The organism is Variovorax sp. 350MFTsu5.1 (genome assembly GCF_048302515.1).
GTDB lineage: Bacteria > Pseudomonadota > Gammaproteobacteria > Burkholderiales > Burkholderiaceae_C > Variovorax > Variovorax guangxiensis.
The window spans coordinates 3,383,520-3,401,565 of the sequence record NZ_CP157620.1 but is presented as its reverse complement, the minus strand read 5'-3'; the positions used below and the strand labels follow the sequence as shown (position 1 = coordinate 3,401,565).

6 protein-coding genes are annotated in these 18,046 nt (G+C 70.1%); 2 read left to right on the top strand and 4 right to left on the bottom strand.

Features of this window, described 5'->3' with window-relative positions:
* Nucleotides 1–20: 20 nt before the first annotated feature.
* From ABL843_RS15405 to ABL843_RS15390, 4 genes are all read right to left on the bottom strand, one after another.
* Nucleotides 21–2,648: an AAA family ATPase gene (locus ABL843_RS15405; RefSeq protein WP_184637960.1), complete on the bottom strand. Its 2,628-nt coding sequence runs from the start codon at nt 2,646–2,648 to the stop codon at nt 21–23.
* Nucleotides 2,645–3,763 (bottom strand): metallophosphoesterase family protein, encoded by a 1,119-nt coding sequence (locus tag ABL843_RS15400; protein WP_184637961.1) that lies wholly within the window; start codon nt 3,761–3,763, stop codon nt 2,645–2,647. Before ABL843_RS15400 ends, ABL843_RS15405 begins: the two co-directional genes overlap by 4 nt.
* Before the next feature lie 124 nt (nt 3,764–3,887).
* Nucleotides 3,888–4,070, bottom strand: coding sequence for a hypothetical protein (locus ABL843_RS15395; protein WP_126019712.1), 183 nt, complete (start codon nt 4,068–4,070; stop codon nt 3,888–3,890).
* Between the two features lie 124 nt (nt 4,071–4,194).
* Nucleotides 4,195–4,935 (bottom strand): peptidoglycan DD-metalloendopeptidase family protein, encoded by a 741-nt coding sequence (locus ABL843_RS15390; RefSeq protein ID WP_240650486.1) that lies wholly within the window; start codon nt 4,933–4,935, stop codon nt 4,195–4,197.
* Between the two features lie 824 nt (nt 4,936–5,759).
* Between ABL843_RS15390 and ABL843_RS15385 the strand changes: the two genes are divergently transcribed.
* Both ABL843_RS15385 and ABL843_RS15380 read left to right on the top strand, forming a co-directional pair.
* The gene (locus ABL843_RS15385; protein WP_418120475.1) at nt 5,760–13,016 is read left to right on the top strand and encodes an amino acid adenylation domain-containing protein; all 7,257 of its coding nucleotides are present in this window, start codon (nt 5,760–5,762) and stop codon (nt 13,014–13,016) included.
* The gene (locus ABL843_RS15380; protein ID WP_418120408.1) at nt 13,013–18,043 is read left to right on the top strand and encodes an amino acid adenylation domain-containing protein; all 5,031 of its coding nucleotides are present in this window, start codon (nt 13,013–13,015) and stop codon (nt 18,041–18,043) included. Before ABL843_RS15385 ends, ABL843_RS15380 begins: the two co-directional genes overlap by 4 nt.
* Nucleotides 18,044–18,046 lie beyond the last annotated feature (3 nt).

Sequence of the window (18,046 nt, the reverse complement as noted above, 5' to 3'; positions counted from 1 at the left end):
GCCAAAACTGGAAAGCAGCCTCAGGGAATGCTTCGCGCCACAACGCCCAGGTCACGCCATGCCTCGGGGTGGCAGCTGAAGATCAGGATCTGGTGCCGCTGCGCCGCGTCGTACAGCACGCGCTTCATCTGCCGCAGGCGCTCCTCGTCGGTGTTGACCAGCGCGTCGTCGAGGATGAGCAGCGTCGGCTTGTTCGCTTCCTTCAGCAGGTCCGCGTAGGCCAGCCGGGCGACCACGCCCATCTGCTCGCGTGCGCCCACGCTGAGTTCCTCGAACTCGCCGCTCTGGGCGCCGCGCAGGCTCTGGCGCGTGATGCGGCCGGGCGAGAGATCGTCGCCGACCTCGATCTGTGCGCCGGGGAAAAGAATCTGCAGGTAGTGGTCGAGGTGCTTCTGCAGCGGCGCGCGCAGGCGCCGCGCCAGTGCGGAGCGCTTCTCGCGCAGCAGCTTGAGCAGATGGTCGAGCGCCCTCGCCCGGCGTTCGAGTTCGGCGCAGCGGCGCGTGGCGTGTTCGAGTTCTCGCTGCTTTTCCGAGGCGGCTTCTTCCTGGCCGAGGGCGCCCTTGGTTTCCAGTTCGACTTCGAGCCGGGTGATCTCGGTGGCGCGCTGGCTGTGCGCGGCCTCGGCCTGCCTTGCGCTGCGCTCCAGCCGCTCCACGTCCTGCGCGAGCACGGGCAGGTTGACGGTCTGCAGGCGCTGGGCCAGTTCTGAGAGCTTGTCCTGCATGGCTGACTGCTGCGCCAGCGCGTCGGTCAGTGCGCCGCCGGCTTCGGTCTTTCTGCCGGCGCGTGCGGGGTCGTTGAGGGTGGCCTTGACTGCGGCGAGTTCGTCTTCGGCGGCCTTCACCTGTTCGCGGGCATTGCCAGCCGCGACCTTCGCGTCGTTGAGCGCGGCGGAGGCTGCCTCCAATGCGGCGCGCGCAGCGGCTTCTTCCGATTCGGCCGAAGGCACTGCGATGCCTGCAGCTGGCGCGGGCGGCATCGCCTGCAGCACCAGCCGGGCCTCGGCGAGACGTGCTTCACGCGTCGCCACGTCGGCGGCGAGCGTGCCCAATCCCTTGGGGGCCAGTGCTGCCAGCACTGCTTCTGCTGCGCCGGCTTCACCCTTGCGCAGCACCTGCTGCCGCGCACGCTCTTCGACCGCCGCCAAGCTTTCGGCGCGCAGGCCCTGCAGCAGCGCCGCAAGCTGGTCCCGCGCACGGTCGCGCTCAATGGCGATGCTTTCGAGGTCCGCGCCGCCCGGCAGCACGCTGATGCGGCCCACGCCTTCGATCTCGATGTCGGTGCGGGCGATGACGGTCTGGCGCTGCGAGCCCGTCAGCTCAGTTCCTGCGACGCGGACCTTGGCGCCGGGCTGCAGTTCGAACTCCAGGGCCGTCGCCACCGCGTCGAGCCTGGCCTGCGCCGTGCGAAGCGCGTCCGCGCACTGCCGCAGCCGCTTGAGCTCGCCTTCGGGCACCGCGAGCGCCTGCGCCTCGGCCTGCAGGCGGGTGACTTTCTCCTGTTCGGCCTTTGCCTTCTCGTGGCTTTGCGAGAGCGCGGCGAGCTGCTCGGCCAGGCTTTCGATGGTTTTCTCCTGTGCGATGCGTGAGGCAGCTTGCCGAGCCAGGCGCAGGTTCTCGCGAGCTTCGGCATCGGCCTTCGTGGCGGACGCGTGGCGAGGCTCCCATGCCTGCAGTTCGCCGAGCGCCTTGGCCAGGACTTCCTGCGTCTTCTGCAGATTCGTCTCCCGCTGAACGAGAGAGCCTTCCTCGCGCTCCATCGCCTGCAGCTGGGTGCGCCATGAGTTCACCTGCGCGGCGATCTGCCTGAGTGCGGCCTCCTGGGCGGTCTTCTTCTCGTCCAGCCCTCGGGCTTCGTCGAGCCGCTGCTGCGCGACGACGAGTTGCTCCCGCAATGTCGCCCACGGCCGCGCGACTTCGTCGCGCTGGTGGTCGCGCCGCAGATTGAAGAGGCGGTCGACGCCCGACTGGTACGACTCGATGTCGGCATGCAGCCGCTCGAGTTCGGCTTCGAGTTCCGCGCGCAGCTTGAGCGCGTCGGCGTAAGCGCCACGCGGTGTTCCGGCGGCGGGCGTCAGCAGTTCGTTGCGCTCGGCCTCCACCGCCTTCAGCACCGCATCGCCGTTGCTGGAGGCCAGTTCGCCCAGCGATTCGCCGAGCGCGTTGCGCAGATGGTCGCTGGCAAAGCCCACCGCGCTGGCGATGTCGTGCGAGGTGCCCTGCTTGATCCACAGCAGCCCCGGAATGCCCATGTGCTCGGGCGTGCTGGCGCCCTTGCCCGGAAAGCGGAAGCCCAGCAGGGCCGCGAGGTGGTCTTCGGCGACGGCGCCGTCCATGGCTCTGCCGTCGATCACCAGTTCGCAGCGCTTCTTGCCCAGGAAGGCCTTGGTGAGCCGGTAGCGCTTGCTGTCGAGCTCGAAATCGACTTCGACCATGGGCGTCGCCGAGCTTTCGCCCCAGGGCCGCAGATGCTCGACAGCGCTGGAGCGGTGCCGCTCGAAGAAAGCGGCGCGAATGGCCTCGGCGACGGTCGATTTGCCCGATTCGTTGGGCGCGGCGAAAAGATTGAGCCCGTCCGTCAGCCCGTCGATTTCGAGCGGCGCGCGGAAGAGCTTGAAGTTCTCGATGCGAAGGCGCTGCAGCTTCATGCGGCCGCTCCCGGCTGCATACCGAGGATGCGCGCGAGCGTGAGCAGCGCGTCGCGCGCCAGTTCGGCATCGGTGCCGCCCTGCTGCTCGCGCAGCGCCTGCAGCGCCTCGCCGACGAAGCCGTCGGCGCGCAGTGCCTGTATGTCGTCTTCGGTCGGCTCCAGCCGCAGCGCTTCACCTTCCCACACCAGCGCGCGGGCGCGGGCGCGCGCGGCATCGAGGGCTGCGTTCAGCCGGTTGTGCCCGGCAAGATCGCAGCTGCCCTGGGCGCGCAGTTGCAGCACGTCGCCGCTGCCGATCTGCTCGAGCTTGCGCACCAGCTCGTCGATGTCGGAGGGCACGGCGAGCCGGGGTTCCCATTGCTGCCAGTCGAACTGGCCGGTGCGGATGGTTTCGACCACGGGCGGCGCGCCGGCACCGGCGATGCCGACCAGCAGCGCCTGGCCGGAGTCGTTGGCCCTGAATCGGTCGGTTTCGGGCGTGCCGGCGTACCAGGTGCGCTCGTCGATCTGCCGCGTGCCATGCCAGTCGCCGAGCGCGAGGTAGTCGAGTCCGGCCTGCGCGGCGCGGCCGGCGGCGATGGGGTTGGTCGAGTCGATGTCTTCCGAGAGGATGCCCTGCACGCTGCCGTGCGCGAGGCCGATGCGGGGGAGGCTTTCATCCTCCGGCTCGGCGGCGGCGAACCATTCGGTGAGATCGCCATAGGTGTGGCGCTGCGTGAGCGGCGCGGGCAGCAGCGTGAACTTGCCGGCCACGGTGTGCGGCCTGGGCTCCAGGCAGCAGACGACGTTCGGCGCGATGGCGCCCAGCCGTTGCGCGCGGCTCCAGACGGATTCGCTCAGCGCCGAATCGTGGTTGCCCGGAATCAGCAGCCACGGTCCGGCAAAGCCTTGCATGGCGTTGAACATGCGGCGGATGGTCTTGTCCGAGACGGTCTGCAGGTCGAACACATCGCCCGCGACCAGCACGGCGTCGACCTTGCGTTCGCTGGCGATGGCGGCGAGCCGCTCGACGGCCTTGAAGCGCGCCTCGAAGAGCGCCGAGGCGTCGTCGGGCTCGAACTGGGAAAACACGCGGCCGATCTGCCAGTCCGCGGTGTGTAGCAAAGAAATCATGCGTCGTGGCCCTCCCTTTGCCTGTCGCGTCTGCATCGTCCGGGTCAGTCCCGAACAGCGAGCATCTTAGAGGGCGCGCACGATCGTCCGCGGTGACGACACCGTGCGGAGCGGACGGATCAGATCAGGCCTGGGAGTCGGCCCCGGCCGAGCACTCCTGCAGCAGCGCGGCCGACTGGGTGACCTGCTCGGCGATCTGCTCGCGCAGCGGCCGCCACTCGAGGCTGAAGGGGGCAAGGAGCAGCCACTGCATGGTCAGAGCCAGCGCGATGCCGAGAATGACGAACATCCAGTGCACGAGTTCCATCGCCGCCCCTTTTCAAGAATCAGCGGGAGTCTGATCACTTCGCAGGCATCGCGATATCGCCAATTCGGGGGATGCCGTTCGCCAGAGATCGCCCACCGCCTCCGGCCGGACGACCCACTTCAGCTCACTTCGCCGGCAGGTACTGGCGCGGATCGACAGCGTTGCCGCGGTAGCGGATCTCGAAGTGCAGGCGCGCGCGCGTGCCGTCGGAGCTGCCGATCTCGGCGAGCTTCTGGCCCTGCTTCACCTGCTGGCCCTGCTTGACCTGCACGGCGCGCAGGTTGGTGTAGACCGACATATATGAACCGCCGTGGTCGACCATCACCACGCTGCCGTAGCCGCGCAGCGTTTCGGTCACCGCCACCTTGCCCGCTCCGATGGACGCCACCGGGTCGCCGAGGCTGCCGCCGATGTCCACGCCCTTGCTGCTGGTGCCGTTGAAGCCCGCGATCACCGGGCCCTGCGAGGGCCAGGTCCAGTCGCTGCGGCGGGATGCGGGCGGCGCGACCGGTTCCGGTGCCGAGGCTCGCGGCGGCCGGGGGCGCTCCGCGCGTTCAGGCCTCTCGGGGCGCTCGGGCCGTTCGCGGCTCGGCGGCGGCTCCGACGAGCCGGCGCCGCCCGGAGGAACCACGCGCAGCACCTGGCCCGCTTCGAGCTTGTCGGGGTCCTGGAGATTGTTCCAGCGCGCGATGTCGCCGGGCGAGCGCCCTGCCCTCGATGCGATGCGATAGAGCGTGTCGCCCGGCTGGACGACGTATTCGCCCGGCCCCGCCACTGGCGCCTTGGGAGACGTGGAGCATGCCGCCACCACCAATGCCGCCGCGAGCACAGCGCCCGCGCGCCAGTTCCTTCCTGTCACAACCACCACCGGATTCCTTCCTGCACAACCTGGATTGCGCGCTGCCGGGTGCCCCGGAACCGCGCTCGAAGAATGCGCGAAGGCTAACAGCAGTCGCGAGCCGCTCCGGTGGCTTCGGGGCTTTTTCGCTGCGGGCCGCTCATTCGACAGCGGGTCCTGGCAACGGTGGCGAATTGCCTGAAAAGCCAATTTGGGAAAGCGGTTCCGGTGCCGTGGAACTACACCGGGTAATGGGATGTCGCGAAATTCATTGCAATCCCTGCAAGCTGAACCCTCCGGCCTCGCCCAATTTCCAATGCCTTTTTCAATTTTCAGGTTTTGTTTGAATATCTTTTATACGGTTACAGCCTCTGCCAATTAAAAACAGTCTGCACCGGGAGGATGTTTCATTTTTCGACGACTTTTCCGGTGCGGTTTCCGCATGGTTCGCCGGCCCGCCGCGAGGCATCGTCCGGACCACCGCTCATGCGCCCACCGCAGCGCTTCGGCCCCTGATTCCCCCTGAATCTCCCCTTGAGTACCTTGCTTCTACCGGGCTTCCCCGATGCCCGGAGAGCGTCGTTCGACCCCCTTTTCACCGCGAACGGCGCATCAGTTACCCCGTCCGGGACGAATCGGGTAGTACGTTTTAGAAATAACTTTATCCAGTTGTAACTTAAGCCTTAAGTCCCCACATCGGCAGTTGCAAACACCCTAGGATGAAGACACGAAAAAAGCGCGGACCATCTCCTGCTCTTTCAATTAGGCGAATGGATTTTCCATTCGCCTGATTGCTTTCGCCGTATTTCTTTTGGGATATTTACGTGGAAATTCAAACTGTTTCGCAGGCGATGCAAGGTGCTCCGGAGCTCTCTCTGGAAGACCTGTTCGTGCCGCGATCCAATTCGAACGGCCTCACCGGCCGCCACGCTGGATCGGCGACGCTCTCCCCAATCCTCGCGCGCGACTGGACACGCTGGCTCGCCGCCAGCGGCCAGCTGCCCGACACGCCCTTCGTGGCCGCATGGCTGCTGCTGCAGTCGCGCTGGCTCGGAAGCCCGCGGGCCGTGCATGGGCCCGTCGCCGTCGAGGTCGACGCAGCCAGGGCTGCAAGCGCCTGGCTCGCCGAACTGGACGGCATCCGCCGCTCGTTCCCAACGGAAGACGCCGACGCCCCCGTGCGCCTGCGCCTCGACGCAGCCACCGTCTCACTTCACATGGATGCGGCTGCGAGCCTGATGGACCCGGCGGCGATCGACCAGCTGCTCGCAGCCCTCGCCGACACAGCCCATGACCTGATCGAGCGCCCGGACGCAGCCCTGAGCGACATCCGCACCCAGCCTCAAGCCGACCGATCCGATCAGCTCGAAGGCTGGAACACCGCCCTGACCCCCGTGGACCCGGCCCTGACCGTGCCCACGATGTTCGCCCGCCAGGCAGCGGCATCCCCCGACGCCATCGCCATCGCCCAGGGCGACGCACGCATGAGCTACGGCGAACTCGACCGCAGCTCCAGCGACCTCGCCCGGTATCTGCAAAGCCTCGGCGTCCAGGCAGGCGACAGCGTGGGCATGCTGCTCGACCGCTCGATGCCGGCCATCGTCGCCCAGCTCGCCATCCTCAAGGCCGGCGGCGCCTACGTGCCCGTGCCCACGGACTACCCGGCCGAGCGTATCGCCTACATGCTTGCCGAGGCCGGTGCGCACCGCGTGCTCGCCACGCGGGAGCACCGCCACCTCGTCCCCCCTCATCACGGCGTTTTTCTGGTCGACGAGCAGCAAGATAAGCAAAACCGGAGTTCATGGAATCCGCCGGCCATCGATGCCGAATCGGTGGCCTATGTCATGTACACCTCGGGCTCCACGGGCACGCCCAAGGGCATCGAGATCTGCCATCGCTCGATCCTTCGGCTGGTGGTGGGCGTGGACTACGTCGACCTCGCCCCGGGCCTCGCGATGCTGCACGCGGCACCGCTGGGCTTCGACGCGGCCACGCTCGAGATATGGGGACCGCTGCTCAACGGAGGCTGCTGCGTCATCCATGACGAGCGCGTGCCCACCGGCGCGGGCCTGGCCCGCACCATCGAGCGCCACGGCGTGCACACCGCATGGCTGACGGCCGCGCTCTTCAATGCGGTGATCGACGACGACCCGGCGCACCTCGCCGGCCTGCGCCACCTGTTCACCGGCGGCGAGGCGCTCTCGGTGCCGCACGTGCGGCGCGCGCTCGCCGCACTGCCGCAGCTCACGCTGAGCAACGGCTACGGCCCCACCGAGTGCACCACCTTCGCAGCCACGCACCGCATCGCCGCGCCCCTGCCCGATGACCTGCGCTCCATTCCGCTCGGCCGTCCGATCAAGAACACCGTGCTGCGCGTGCTGAGCCCATCGATGGCGCTGCTGCCGACCGGCTTCGTGGGCGAGCTCTGCATCGGCGGCCACGGGCTGGCGCGCGGCTACCTTCGGCAGCCCGCGCTCAGCGCCGATCGCTTCGTGCCCGATCCCTTCGGCGCCCCTGGCGAGCGGCTCTACCGCACCGGCGACCTCGCGCGCTGGCTGCCCGACGGCACCATCGAATTCATCGGCCGCCGCGACGGCCAGGTGAAGATCCACGGCCACCGCATCGAGGCCGGCGAAGTCGAGGCAGCGATCCTCGCGCACCCGGCCATCCAGTCGTGCGCCGTGATCGCCCGGCCCGACGAAAACGGGCAGCTGCGCCTTGTCGCCTACCTGGTTTCGCCCTCTGCGGAAGAGCGGCTTTCGTGGGACGCCCTGCGCGCCCACCTCACCGAGCGCCTGCCGGCGGCGATGGTGCCCTCGGCGCAGGTGTGGCTCGCCCAGTTGCCCGTCACCCCCAACGGCAAGCTCGACCGCAAGGCACTGCCCGATCCGGCCGGCGAACGCCCCGAGCTTGCCCAGCCTTTCGAGGAAGCGCGCGACGCCGTCGAGCAGCGCGTGTGCGATGCCTTCGCGCGCGCACTGCGCATCGCGAAGGTCGGACGCAACGACAACTTCTTCGACCTCGGCGGCGATTCGCTGCTCGTGCTGCAGGTGCTGGCCGACCTGCGGCAGGACTCGACGGTGCCGCTGTCGGCCAATCTTTTCTTCCGCAACCCCACGCCAAAAGCGATGGGTGCGCGGATGCAGCCGGCGGACGAACAGCCCGCCAAGGCCGCTGCGCCCGGTTTCAAGGATCGACCGGACGCAGCGGCCACCCATCCTGAAGACGCCGTGGCGCTGATCGCCACCGCCGGGCGCTTCCCCGGCGCGGCCGACGTGGAGCAGTTCTGGGACAACCTCGTCGCCGGCCGCGACACGATCAGCTTCTTCGACGACGCCTCGCTCGACGCCGGCATCTCCGAAGCGCTGCGCAGCGACCCGGCCTACGTGCGCGCCCGCGGCGTGATCGACGGCATCGAGGACTTCGACGCCGCCTTCTTCGGCATCGGCCCGAAGGAAGCGCAGCTCATGGACCCGCAGCAGCGCGTGTTCCTCGAGATCTGCTGGGAGGCGCTGGAGCGCGCCGGCTACGTGCCCGACGCGGCGCCGGGCCCGGTGGGCGTGTACGCCGGCATGTACAACGCCACCTACTTCCAGCGCCACGTGAGCACCCGGCCCGACCTGGTGGAGCCGGTGGGCGAGTTCCAGGTGATGCTGGCCAACGAGAAGGACTACATCACCACGCGGGTGGCGAACCGGCTCAACCTCACGGGTCCGGCCGTCAGCGTGCACACCGCCTGCTCGACCTCGCTGGTGGCGGTGGCCCATGCCTTCCACGCGCTGCGCACGGGCCAGTGCTACATGGCGCTGGCCGGCGGCGCATCGGTCACCTGCCCGCCGCGCAGCGGCTATCTCTACAACGAGGGCTCGATGCTCTCACCCGACGGCCACACGCGCAGCTTCGACGCGCAGGCCCGGGGCACCGTCTTCAGCGACGGCGCGGCCGTGGTGCTGCTCAAGCGGCTGGCCGATGCGCAGGCCGACGGCGACACCATCTATGCCGTGCTGCGCAGCGCCTGCGTGAACAACGACGGCGGCGCCAAGGCCAGCTTCACCGCGCCCAGCGTCGACGGGCAGGCGGCCGTCATCCGCGCAGCGCTGGCGGCCGCCGACGTGGACGCGCGCAGCATCTCCTACGTGGAAGCGCACGGCACCGCTACGCCGATGGGCGACCCGGTGGAAGTGGAGGCGCTGGCCTGCGCCTACGCAGAGCACACCGACGCACTGGGTTTCTGCACGCTCGGTTCGCTCAAGAGCAACGTGGGCCACATGGTCACGGCGGCGGGCGCGGCGGGCCTCATCAAGACGGCGCTGGCGCTGCACCACGAGCAGATTCCGCCGACGGTGCATTTCAGCGCGCCGAACCCGGCGATCGACTTCGCGCGCACGCCCTTCCACGTCACCGCGAGCCTGCAGGAATGGCCGCGCACGCAACAGCCGCGCCGCGCGGGTGTCAGCTCCTTCGGCGTGGGCGGTACCAACGCTCACGTCATCGTCGAGGAAGCGCCGCCGCGCCCGGCCTCCCCACCGGCCGTGGGCGACCAGGTGCTGCTGCTCTCGGCACGCTCCGAGGCCGCGCTCGGCGTGGCCGCCGGCCAGCTCGCCGCGCATCTCGAAGCCCGGCCCGAGCTGTCGCTCGCCGACGTGGCCCACACCCTTGCGGTAGGCCGCAAGGCCCACGCCTTCCGCCGCGCGGTCGTGGCCGGCAGCACTGCCGAAGCGGTGACGGCGCTGCGCGATGCCGCCGCGCCAGGCGGCACCAGCGGCCGCGCCGCCCAGCGCGCGCAGCAGCTCGTGCTGATGTTTCCCGGACAGGGCGCGCAGTACGCCGGCATGGGCCGCAACCTCCATGCGAACGACCCGGTGTTCGCCGCGGCCTTCGACGACTGCATGGCCGCCTTCGCCGGCGCGACCGATTTCGACCTGCGTGAGCGCATGTTCTGCGACGACCCGCAGGCGCTGGCACCTACCGCCGCCACGCAGCCGGCGATCTTCACGCTCGAATACGCGCTGGCCCGCCGGCTCCTGGCACTGGGCGCACGGCCGCATGCACTGATCGGCCACAGCGTCGGCGAGTTCGTCGCGGCCGTGATCGCCGGCGTGATGCGGCTCGAGGACGCCGCGCGGCTGGTCGCCCGCCGCGGCGCGCTCATGCAGGCGCAGCCCGCGGGCGCGATGCTGTCGGTGCGCATGGGCGCGGCCGATCTCGCCGGCCGCCTCGGCCCGAATCTCTCGCTCGCCGCCGAGAACGGCCCCACCGCCTGCGTCGCCGCCGGCCCCTTCGAGGACATTGCCGCGCTGCAGGCCGCGCTGGAAGCCGACGGCGTTGCCTGCCGCGCGCTGCAGACCTCGCACGCCTTCCACTCGGCCATGATGGACCCGGCCGTCGCGCCCTTCGAGGCGCTGGTGGCCAAGGTGGCGCTGCGCGCGCCGCAGATTCCGATCTTCTCGACCCTTACAGGCCAGCCGCTCGGGGACGCCGATGCCGCCAGCCCGGTCTACTGGGCCCGCCACCTGCGCGGCACCGTGCGCTTCTCGCCGGCGGTGCGCAGCGCGATGGCGCAGGTGCAGAGCCCGCTTTTCGTGGAGGCCGGCCCGCGCAACACGCTCGCCACGCTGGTTCGCCAGCACGGCGCCGGCGCGGGCAGCGTCGTGCCGTTGCTGCACATGGAGCCCGGCGGCGATGCCGGCGAGGCCCGCACCCTGCGCCTCGCGCTCGCGCGCCTGTGGACCTGCGGCGCCGAGGTCGAACTCTCGCGCCTGACCGCCCGTGCCGGCGCGCAGCGCGTGCGCCTGCCCACCACGCCTTTCGAGCGCAAGCGCTGCTGGGTCGACATCGCCCCAGCCGCCTCTTCTTCCGTGACCCCATCTGTCGCGGCGGCGCCCGTCGCCGCCGCCGTCGTCGTCCCACCCATTGCCCTGGAGCCGATCGTGACCGCTGCTACGCCCTCGCCTCTTCCTCCACCAAACGCGTCGCCCATCGACACGCGCCTGCGCGCCCTGTTCGAGGACATCTCCGGCCTCGACATGGCGCAGACCGAGGGTCAGGCGCCCTTCGGCGAGCTCGGCCTGGACTCGCTCACGCTGACGCAGGCGGCCACGCAGATCAAGAAGCACTTCAAGGTCGCCGTCAGCTTCCGCCAGCTGATGGAGAACTACCGCAGCTTCGACGCGCTTTCCGCCTTCCTGCGCGAGAGCCTGCCGCCCGAAGCGGCGCCCGCGCCGGTTGCTGCAGCGGTTGCCCCGGTGGCCGCGCCAGTCGAAAGCGCGGTCTCCGTATCGCGGGCAATGCCGCAGCCGCAGCCCGTGCCGATGCCGGTCTACATGCCGATGCAAGGCAGTGTCGTCATGGGCGAGGCCCAGCTGCCCCAGCTGATTTCGCAACAGATGGAATTGATGCGGCAGCAGCTTGCGCTGCTGTCGGGCGCGGTTCCCGCCGCGCCGCTGGTGACGCTGCAGCCGGTGATGCCGGCACAGGCAGCACCCGTGGCTGCGGCACCGGCAACGCCGGCCGCCCCCGTCGCAACCACCGAAGAACCCGCCCAACCCGTGCGCTACGACGTGAGCAAGGCCTTCGGCGCCATCGCCCGCATCCACACCCAGCGCACCGCCGAGCCCAGCGGCCGGCAGAAGGCGCGGCTGGCGGCCTTCATCCGCCGCTACGTGGAGCGCACGCGCAAGAGCAAGGAGTTCACCGAGGCCAACCGCTCGCACATGGCCGATCCGCGCGTGGTCAACGGCTTCCGGCCGATCACGAAGGAGATCACCTACCAGATCGTCATCGAGCGCTCCAAGGGCTCGAAGATGTGGGACCTCGACGGCAACGAATACGTCGACGCGCTCAACGGCTTCGGCATGAACATGTTCGGCTGGCAGCCCGACTTCGTGCTCGACGCGGTGCGCCGCCAGCTCGACGCGGGCTACGAGATCGGGCCGCAGCATCCGCTGGCCGCCGAGGTGACGGCGCTGGTATGCGAGCTCACCGGCAACGACCGCGCGGGCCTGTGCAACACCGGCTCCGAAGCGGTGATGGCGGCGCTGCGCATCGCGCGCACCGTCACCGGCCGCAGCACGGTGGTGGTGTTCACCGGCTCCTACCACGGCACCTTCGACGAGGTGCTGGTGCGCGCCGGCAAGGGCGGCAAGGGGCTCTCGGCTGCTCCGGGCGTGATGAGCGGCATGTTCGGCGACATCCGCGTGCTCGACTACGGCACGCCCGAGGCGCTGGAGTTCATCCGCGAGAACGCGGGCGATCTCGCCGCCGTGCTGGCCGAGCCGGTGCAGAGCCGCCGGCCCGACTTCCAGCCGCGCGAGTTCCTGCACGAGTTGCGCGAGATCACCGCGAAGAACGGCTGCTGCCTGATCTTCGACGAGGTCATCACGGGTTTCCGCACCGCGCTGGGCGGCGCGCAGGAGTTCTTCGGCGTGCGCGCCGACCTGGCCACCTACGGCAAGGTGATCGGCGGAGGCTTTCCGGTCGGCGTGATCGCCGGCAAGCGCGAGTTCATGGACGCGCTCGACGGCGGCGCCTGGCAGTATGGCGATGACTCCATTCCCGGCGTGGGCGTGACCTACTTCGCGGGCACCTTCGTGCGTCATCCGCTCGCGCTCGCAGCTGCCAGGGCATCGCTCCTGCATTTGAAGGAAGCTGGACCCGCGCTGCAGTCGGGGCTCAACACGAGCACCGCCGCCATGGCCGCGGAGCTCACGGGCTGGTGCAAGGAGGTGGGCGCGCCGGTGGAGATTCGGCACTTCGCGTCGCTGTGGCGCGTGAGCTGGCTCGAAGATCATCCGCTGCAGGACCTGCTGTTCGCCATGATGCGCAGCCGCGGGGTCCACATCCTGGACAACTTCCCGTGCTTCCTCACCAGCGCGCACAGCGCCGAGGACATCGCCTTCATCCAGCGCGCCTTCAAGGAATCGGTCGCCGAGATGCAGGAATCCGGCTTCCTGCCGCGCCGCGCCGTCCCCGTCGCCGCCTTCGACCGGCACAAGCCGGCCGAGGAAGGCTCCGTGCTGGCCCGCGACATCGACGGCCAGCCGTTCTGGTACGTGCCCGACGCGGCCGCCGCCAGCCAGCAACACGTCAACGGAAAGGTCGCAGCATGAACGCCGTCCTCAAGCCCGCCGCGAGCGGTGGTGCCGTCGAGTGCATCATTCCGACCACGGAATCGCAGCGCGAAGTCTGGCTCGGCGCAACGCTGGGTTCCGAGGCCTCGATGGCCTACAACGAATCGGTGGTGCTGCGCCTGCGCGGCGAGCTCGACCGCCCGGCGCTCTCGCGCTCCATGGCCCGGCTCCTGGAACGCCACCAGGCCCTGCGCTCCACCATCTCGCCCGACGGCACCTGCATGCTGGTGAGCCACGCGGGCGGCAGTCCGATGGCCGAGCACGACCTGGCCGGCCTCGCGCCCGAGGCCCGCACGCTGGCCCTGCGCGACGCGCACGACGAGGCCGTGTGCACGCCCTTCTCGCTGGAGCACGGTCCGCTCTTCCGCGCCGCGCTCTACCGGCTCGGCGAGACCGATCACGAACTGGTGATGTCGGCGCACCACGTGGTGTGCGACGGCTGGTCGTGGGCCGTCATCACCGAGCAGCTGGGCCATCTCTACGCCGAGGAAACCGGCACCGGGCTGAAGCTGAAGGCCGCGCCGCTCTTCTCCGACTTCGCCGCCGAGGAAGCCGCCGCCGCCGCGCACCCCGACATGCAGGCGCACATCGACTACTGGCTCGGCCGCTTCCCCGGCAGCCCGCTGCCGGTGCTCGACCTCCCGATGGACCGCCCGCGTCCGGCCGCGCGCACCTTCAACTCGCGCCGCGCCGAGCGGCTGCTCGACAGGCGGCTGGTCGCCGCCGTGCGCTCGGCCAGCACCAAGGCCGGCATCAGCCTCTTCACCGGCCTGCTCAGCGGCTTCGTGGCGACGCTGCACCGCCTCACGGGGCAGGACGACATCGTGGTCGGCATCCCGGCCTCGGGCCAGCTCGCGCACGACATGCCGGGCCTGGTCGGCCATTGCGTGAACCTGCTGCCGCTGCGCATCGCCGCGCACGCCGGCATGCGCTTCGACGCGCTGATGGACGAGTGCAGCACCGCCGTGCTCGACGCCTTCGACCACCAGGCGCTCACCTATGGCGCGCTGCTGGGCCAGCTCTCGCTGGAGCGCGATCCGAGCCGGCTGCCGCTGGTGAGCGTGGCCTTCAACGTCGACCCCGACGTGGCCAGCAGCGCCCAGGCCTTCACCACGCTGGACGTGGTGCAGGACACCATCGCCCGCCGCTACGAGAACTTCGAGCTCTTCGCCAACCTGCGCCCGCACGAGGGCGGCCTGATGGTCGAGGCCCAGTACAACACCGACCTCTTCGACGAGGTGAGCGTGCAGCGCTGGCTCGACATGTTCGAGTGCGTGCTGCAGTCGGCCTCGCACAGGCCCGACGAGACCGTCGGCCGGCTGGAGGTGCTGTCGGCCGAAGCCGCGCGCGAGCTCATCGCGCTGCAGCCGGCGCGCGTTCCGCTGGTCGGCGCGCCGCTGGCGCATGCGGGCTTCCTGGCGCGCGTGCCGATGCAGCCCGACAGCCCCGCGGTGCGCGACGGCGCCAGGAGCTGCAGCTACGGCGAGCTCGACGCGCTGTCCAACCGCCTCGCACGCGCCCTGCGCGCACGCGGCGTGGGCCGCGGCCAGCGCGTGGGCCTGTGCCTGGAGCGCAGCCTGGAAATGGTGGTCGCGATGCTGGGCGTGCTCAAGGCGGGCGCCTCCTACGTGCCGCTGGACACCGCCTTCCCGCAGGCCCGGCTCGACCACTACGCCACCGACGCCAGCCTCAGCCTGATGCTGACCTCGTCGGACATCGCGGTCGCGCCGCGCGACTGGCGCGCCGACGCGGGCGCGCGCATCTTCGAGATCGACCGCGACAACTGGCGCCAGCTCTCCGGCGAGCCGCTGCCGCCGAGCGCGGACGACCCCGGCCCCGAAGACGCCTCGTACATCATCTACACCTCGGGCTCGACCGGGCTGCCCAAGGGCGTCATCGCCCATCACCGCGGCGTGGCGCACCTGCTGCAGTGGATGCAGCGCGAATCCAGCGTCGGGCCGCACGACCGCATCGCGGCGGTCACCACCCTGTCGTTCGACATGGCCGTGCCCGACCTGCTGCTGCCGCTGGCGGCAGGCGCCGAGCTGGTAATGGTCAAGCGAGAGGTCGCGATGGACGGCACCCGGCTGTCGCGCACGCTCGACGAGGAGCAGATCACCCTGCTGCAGGCCACGCCCGGCATGTGGCAGCTGCTGCTGGATGCCCAGTGGGCCGGCGGTGCGCCGGGCTTTCGTGGCTGGACTGGCGGCGAGGCACTGCGCCCGAGCATGGCGCTGGCGCTGTGCGAACGCATGGAAGGACTGTGGAACGGCTACGGGCCGACCGAGACCACGGTGTATTCCACCGCCTGGCATGTGCGCCCCGAGGAGATCGCCTCGCGCGGCGTCTCCATCGGCAGGCCGGTGGACAACACCGAGATCTGGATCCTCGACGCCGACCTGCAGCCCTGCCCCATCGGCGTGCCGGGCGAGATCTGCATCGCGGGCGAAGGCGTGTCGCTGGGCTACCTCGACCGCCCCGAGCTGACCGCCGAGCGCTTCGTCACGGTGCGCATCTTCGGCACGCCCAAGAAGGTGTACCGCTCCGGCGACCGCGGCCGCTGGCGCAACGACGGCCTGCTCGACCACCTCGGCCGGCTCGACTTCCAGGTGAAGGTGCGCGGCTACCGCATCGAGCCCGGCGAGATCGAGGTGCGCTGCTGCGAGGTCGAGGGCGTCTCGCGCGCGGTGGTGATCGCCCGCGAGGACAACCCCGGTGACGTGCGCCTGGTGGCCTACCTCGCGCTAAAGCAGGGCGCGGGCTTCGACCTCGAGACGCTGATGGTGCACCTGCGCAAGCACCTGCCCGCCTTCATGCTGCCGCAGCACGTGGTGACGATGGATGTGCTGCCCAAGCTGGCCAACGGGAAGATCGACCGTGTCTCGCTGCCGGCTCCGCAGGCAGTGCCACGAGACGAGGTGCGCCGCGGCGCCGGCCCGTGCAACGAGCACGAGCGCAAGGTGCTCGCGCTGATGGAGAAGGTGCTGAGCCTGCCCGGGCTGGACATGCACGACGACTTCTTCACCATGGGCGGCCATTCGCTGCTGGCCGCGCGGCTCACCACGCTGCTGAGCCGCGAGTTCCAGGTGACGGTGCCGCTGCGCACCCTGTTCGAGTCCCCCACGGCCGGGAAGCTGGCGGCGTCCATCCAGGCGCTGCAGGGCGCGGGCGTGGGGCTGCAGGCGCCCATCGGCCGCAGCATCGGGCGCACCACCGCGCCGCTGACGATGGCGCAGGAGCGCATCCGCTTCATGGAGCAGCTGCACCCCGGCCGTTCGGTCTACAACGCGCCCTCTGCGCAGCGGCTCACCGGGCAGCTCGACGCGGCGCGCTTCGAGAACGTGTGGCGCGAGATCATCCGCCGCCAGCCCTCGCTGCGCACCCACATCGGCATCGACGCGGGAAGCGGCAGGCCGGTGCAGGTGATTTCGGAGTCAGCGGAATTCACGCTGCCGCTGGTGGACCTGCGCGGCCTGCCCGCCGACCAGCGCGAGGCCGAACTGGCCGAGCGCATGCAGGAGCTGGCGGACCGGCCCATCGACATCCACAGCGCGCCGATGATGCATGCGACGCTGTTCCAGCTCGACGACAACGAGCACGTCTTCCTTTTCGTTCCGCACCATCTGATCTGGGACGGCTGGTCCTTCGACCTGATGCAGCGCGAGCTTTCGGCCCTGTACGACGCGGCCGAGCGCGGCCGACCGCACAACCTGCCCGCGCTCTCCACCACCCAGGGGGACTACGCGGAGTGGCTGGAGAAGTGGCTGGCCGGGCCTGCCTGCGAGGAGCAACTCGCCTTCTGGCGCGGCCGCCTCGAAGGCGCGAAGGCCGTGCGCCCGCCGGTGACCGACATGCCCCGGCGCGCCGGCAAGAGCGGCCAGGGCGGCGCGCACTGGATCCACATCGACCTGCAGAGCACGCAGCGGCTGCGCGAGATCGCGCGCGACATGGACGTAACGCTGAGCATGCTGACCTTCGGCGTGTACGCGCTGACCATGGCCCAGGTGACCGGCAACGACGCCATCGTCATCGCCAACCCGGTGCGCGGGCGCCAGCAGGCCGAGACCGAAGACGTGATGGGCTTCTTCAACAACGTGCTGCCGGTGTCGCTCACCATCGACCGCTCGCTCGCGCTGCCGGCCTTCATGCGCTACGTGAAGCAGGAGCTGCTGTCGATGATGAACAACCAGCAGGTGCCCTTCGAGCGCCTGATGGCCGAGCCGGGCTACGCGGGGCAGATCAAGACCTCCGGGCCCTACCAGTCGATGTTCTCGTTCCAGGACGCCCGCGAGCGCGCCCGCTCGGTCGGCAGCCTGCAGACCCGCCAGGTGCACGTGATGCAGCACGGCGCCACCGACGACATCGGCGTGTGGCTGATGGACAAGCCGCACGGCCTGGAAGGCGCGCTGATCTACAACGCCGACGTCTACCTGCGCGAGACCGGCGCCCAGCTGCGCGAGCGCTACCTCGAAGTGCTGCGCCGCGTGGCCGAGGAGCCGGGCGCCACGCTGGAGCGGATCACCGACCCCGAGATGTCGACCAGCGCCGCCTACCTGCGCAAGATGGCGGCGGCCGATCCGGGCAAGGCCGCCGCCGCTAACGGTACCGTCGACGGCGCCGTCGACGGCAACGGCGGCGCGGCCAGGGCGAAGCAGAGCCAGCTCGAGCCCGAGCAGGCGCAGCTCGCCCGCATCTGGGCCGAGGTGATCGGCATCGACGTGGCCGACATCCGCGCCAGCGACAACTTCTTCGACCTCGGCGGCGACTCGCTTCTGGTGCTGCGCGCCGTGCAGCAGGCGGCCCTGACGCTGGGCCACCGAGTGGAGCCGCGCCGCTACCTGTTCGAGAACCTCGGGCAGATCGCCTCGTCGCCGCGCGTCGCGGCCGGGGGCGTGCCGTCGGACCTCGCCGAGCTCGCCGCCGACACGGCCGCGCACGCCCAACAGCATCAGCAGCAGCGCGGCGGACTGCTCGGCGCCCTCGGCGGCTGGCTGCGCAAGGGGTGATGA

Excerpts from the sequence above, each read along its gene's own strand:
- ABL843_RS15380 (WP_418120408.1), top strand. The coding sequence starts at position 13,013 with ATGAACGCCGTCCTCAAGCCCGCCGCGAGCGGTGGTGCCGTCGAGTGC.
- ABL843_RS15395 (WP_126019712.1), bottom strand. The coding sequence starts at position 4,070 with ATGGAACTCGTGCACTGGATGTTCGTCATTCTCGGCATCGCGCTGGCT.
- ABL843_RS15385 (WP_418120475.1), top strand. The coding sequence starts at position 5,760 with ATGCAAGGTGCTCCGGAGCTCTCTCTGGAAGACCTGTTCGTGCCGCGA.
- ABL843_RS15400 (WP_184637961.1), bottom strand. The coding sequence starts at position 3,763 with ATGATTTCTTTGCTACACACCGCGGACTGGCAGATCGGCCGCGTGTTT.
- ABL843_RS15405 (WP_184637960.1), bottom strand. The coding sequence starts at position 2,648 with ATGAAGCTGCAGCGCCTTCGCATCGAGAACTTCAAGCTCTTCCGCGCG.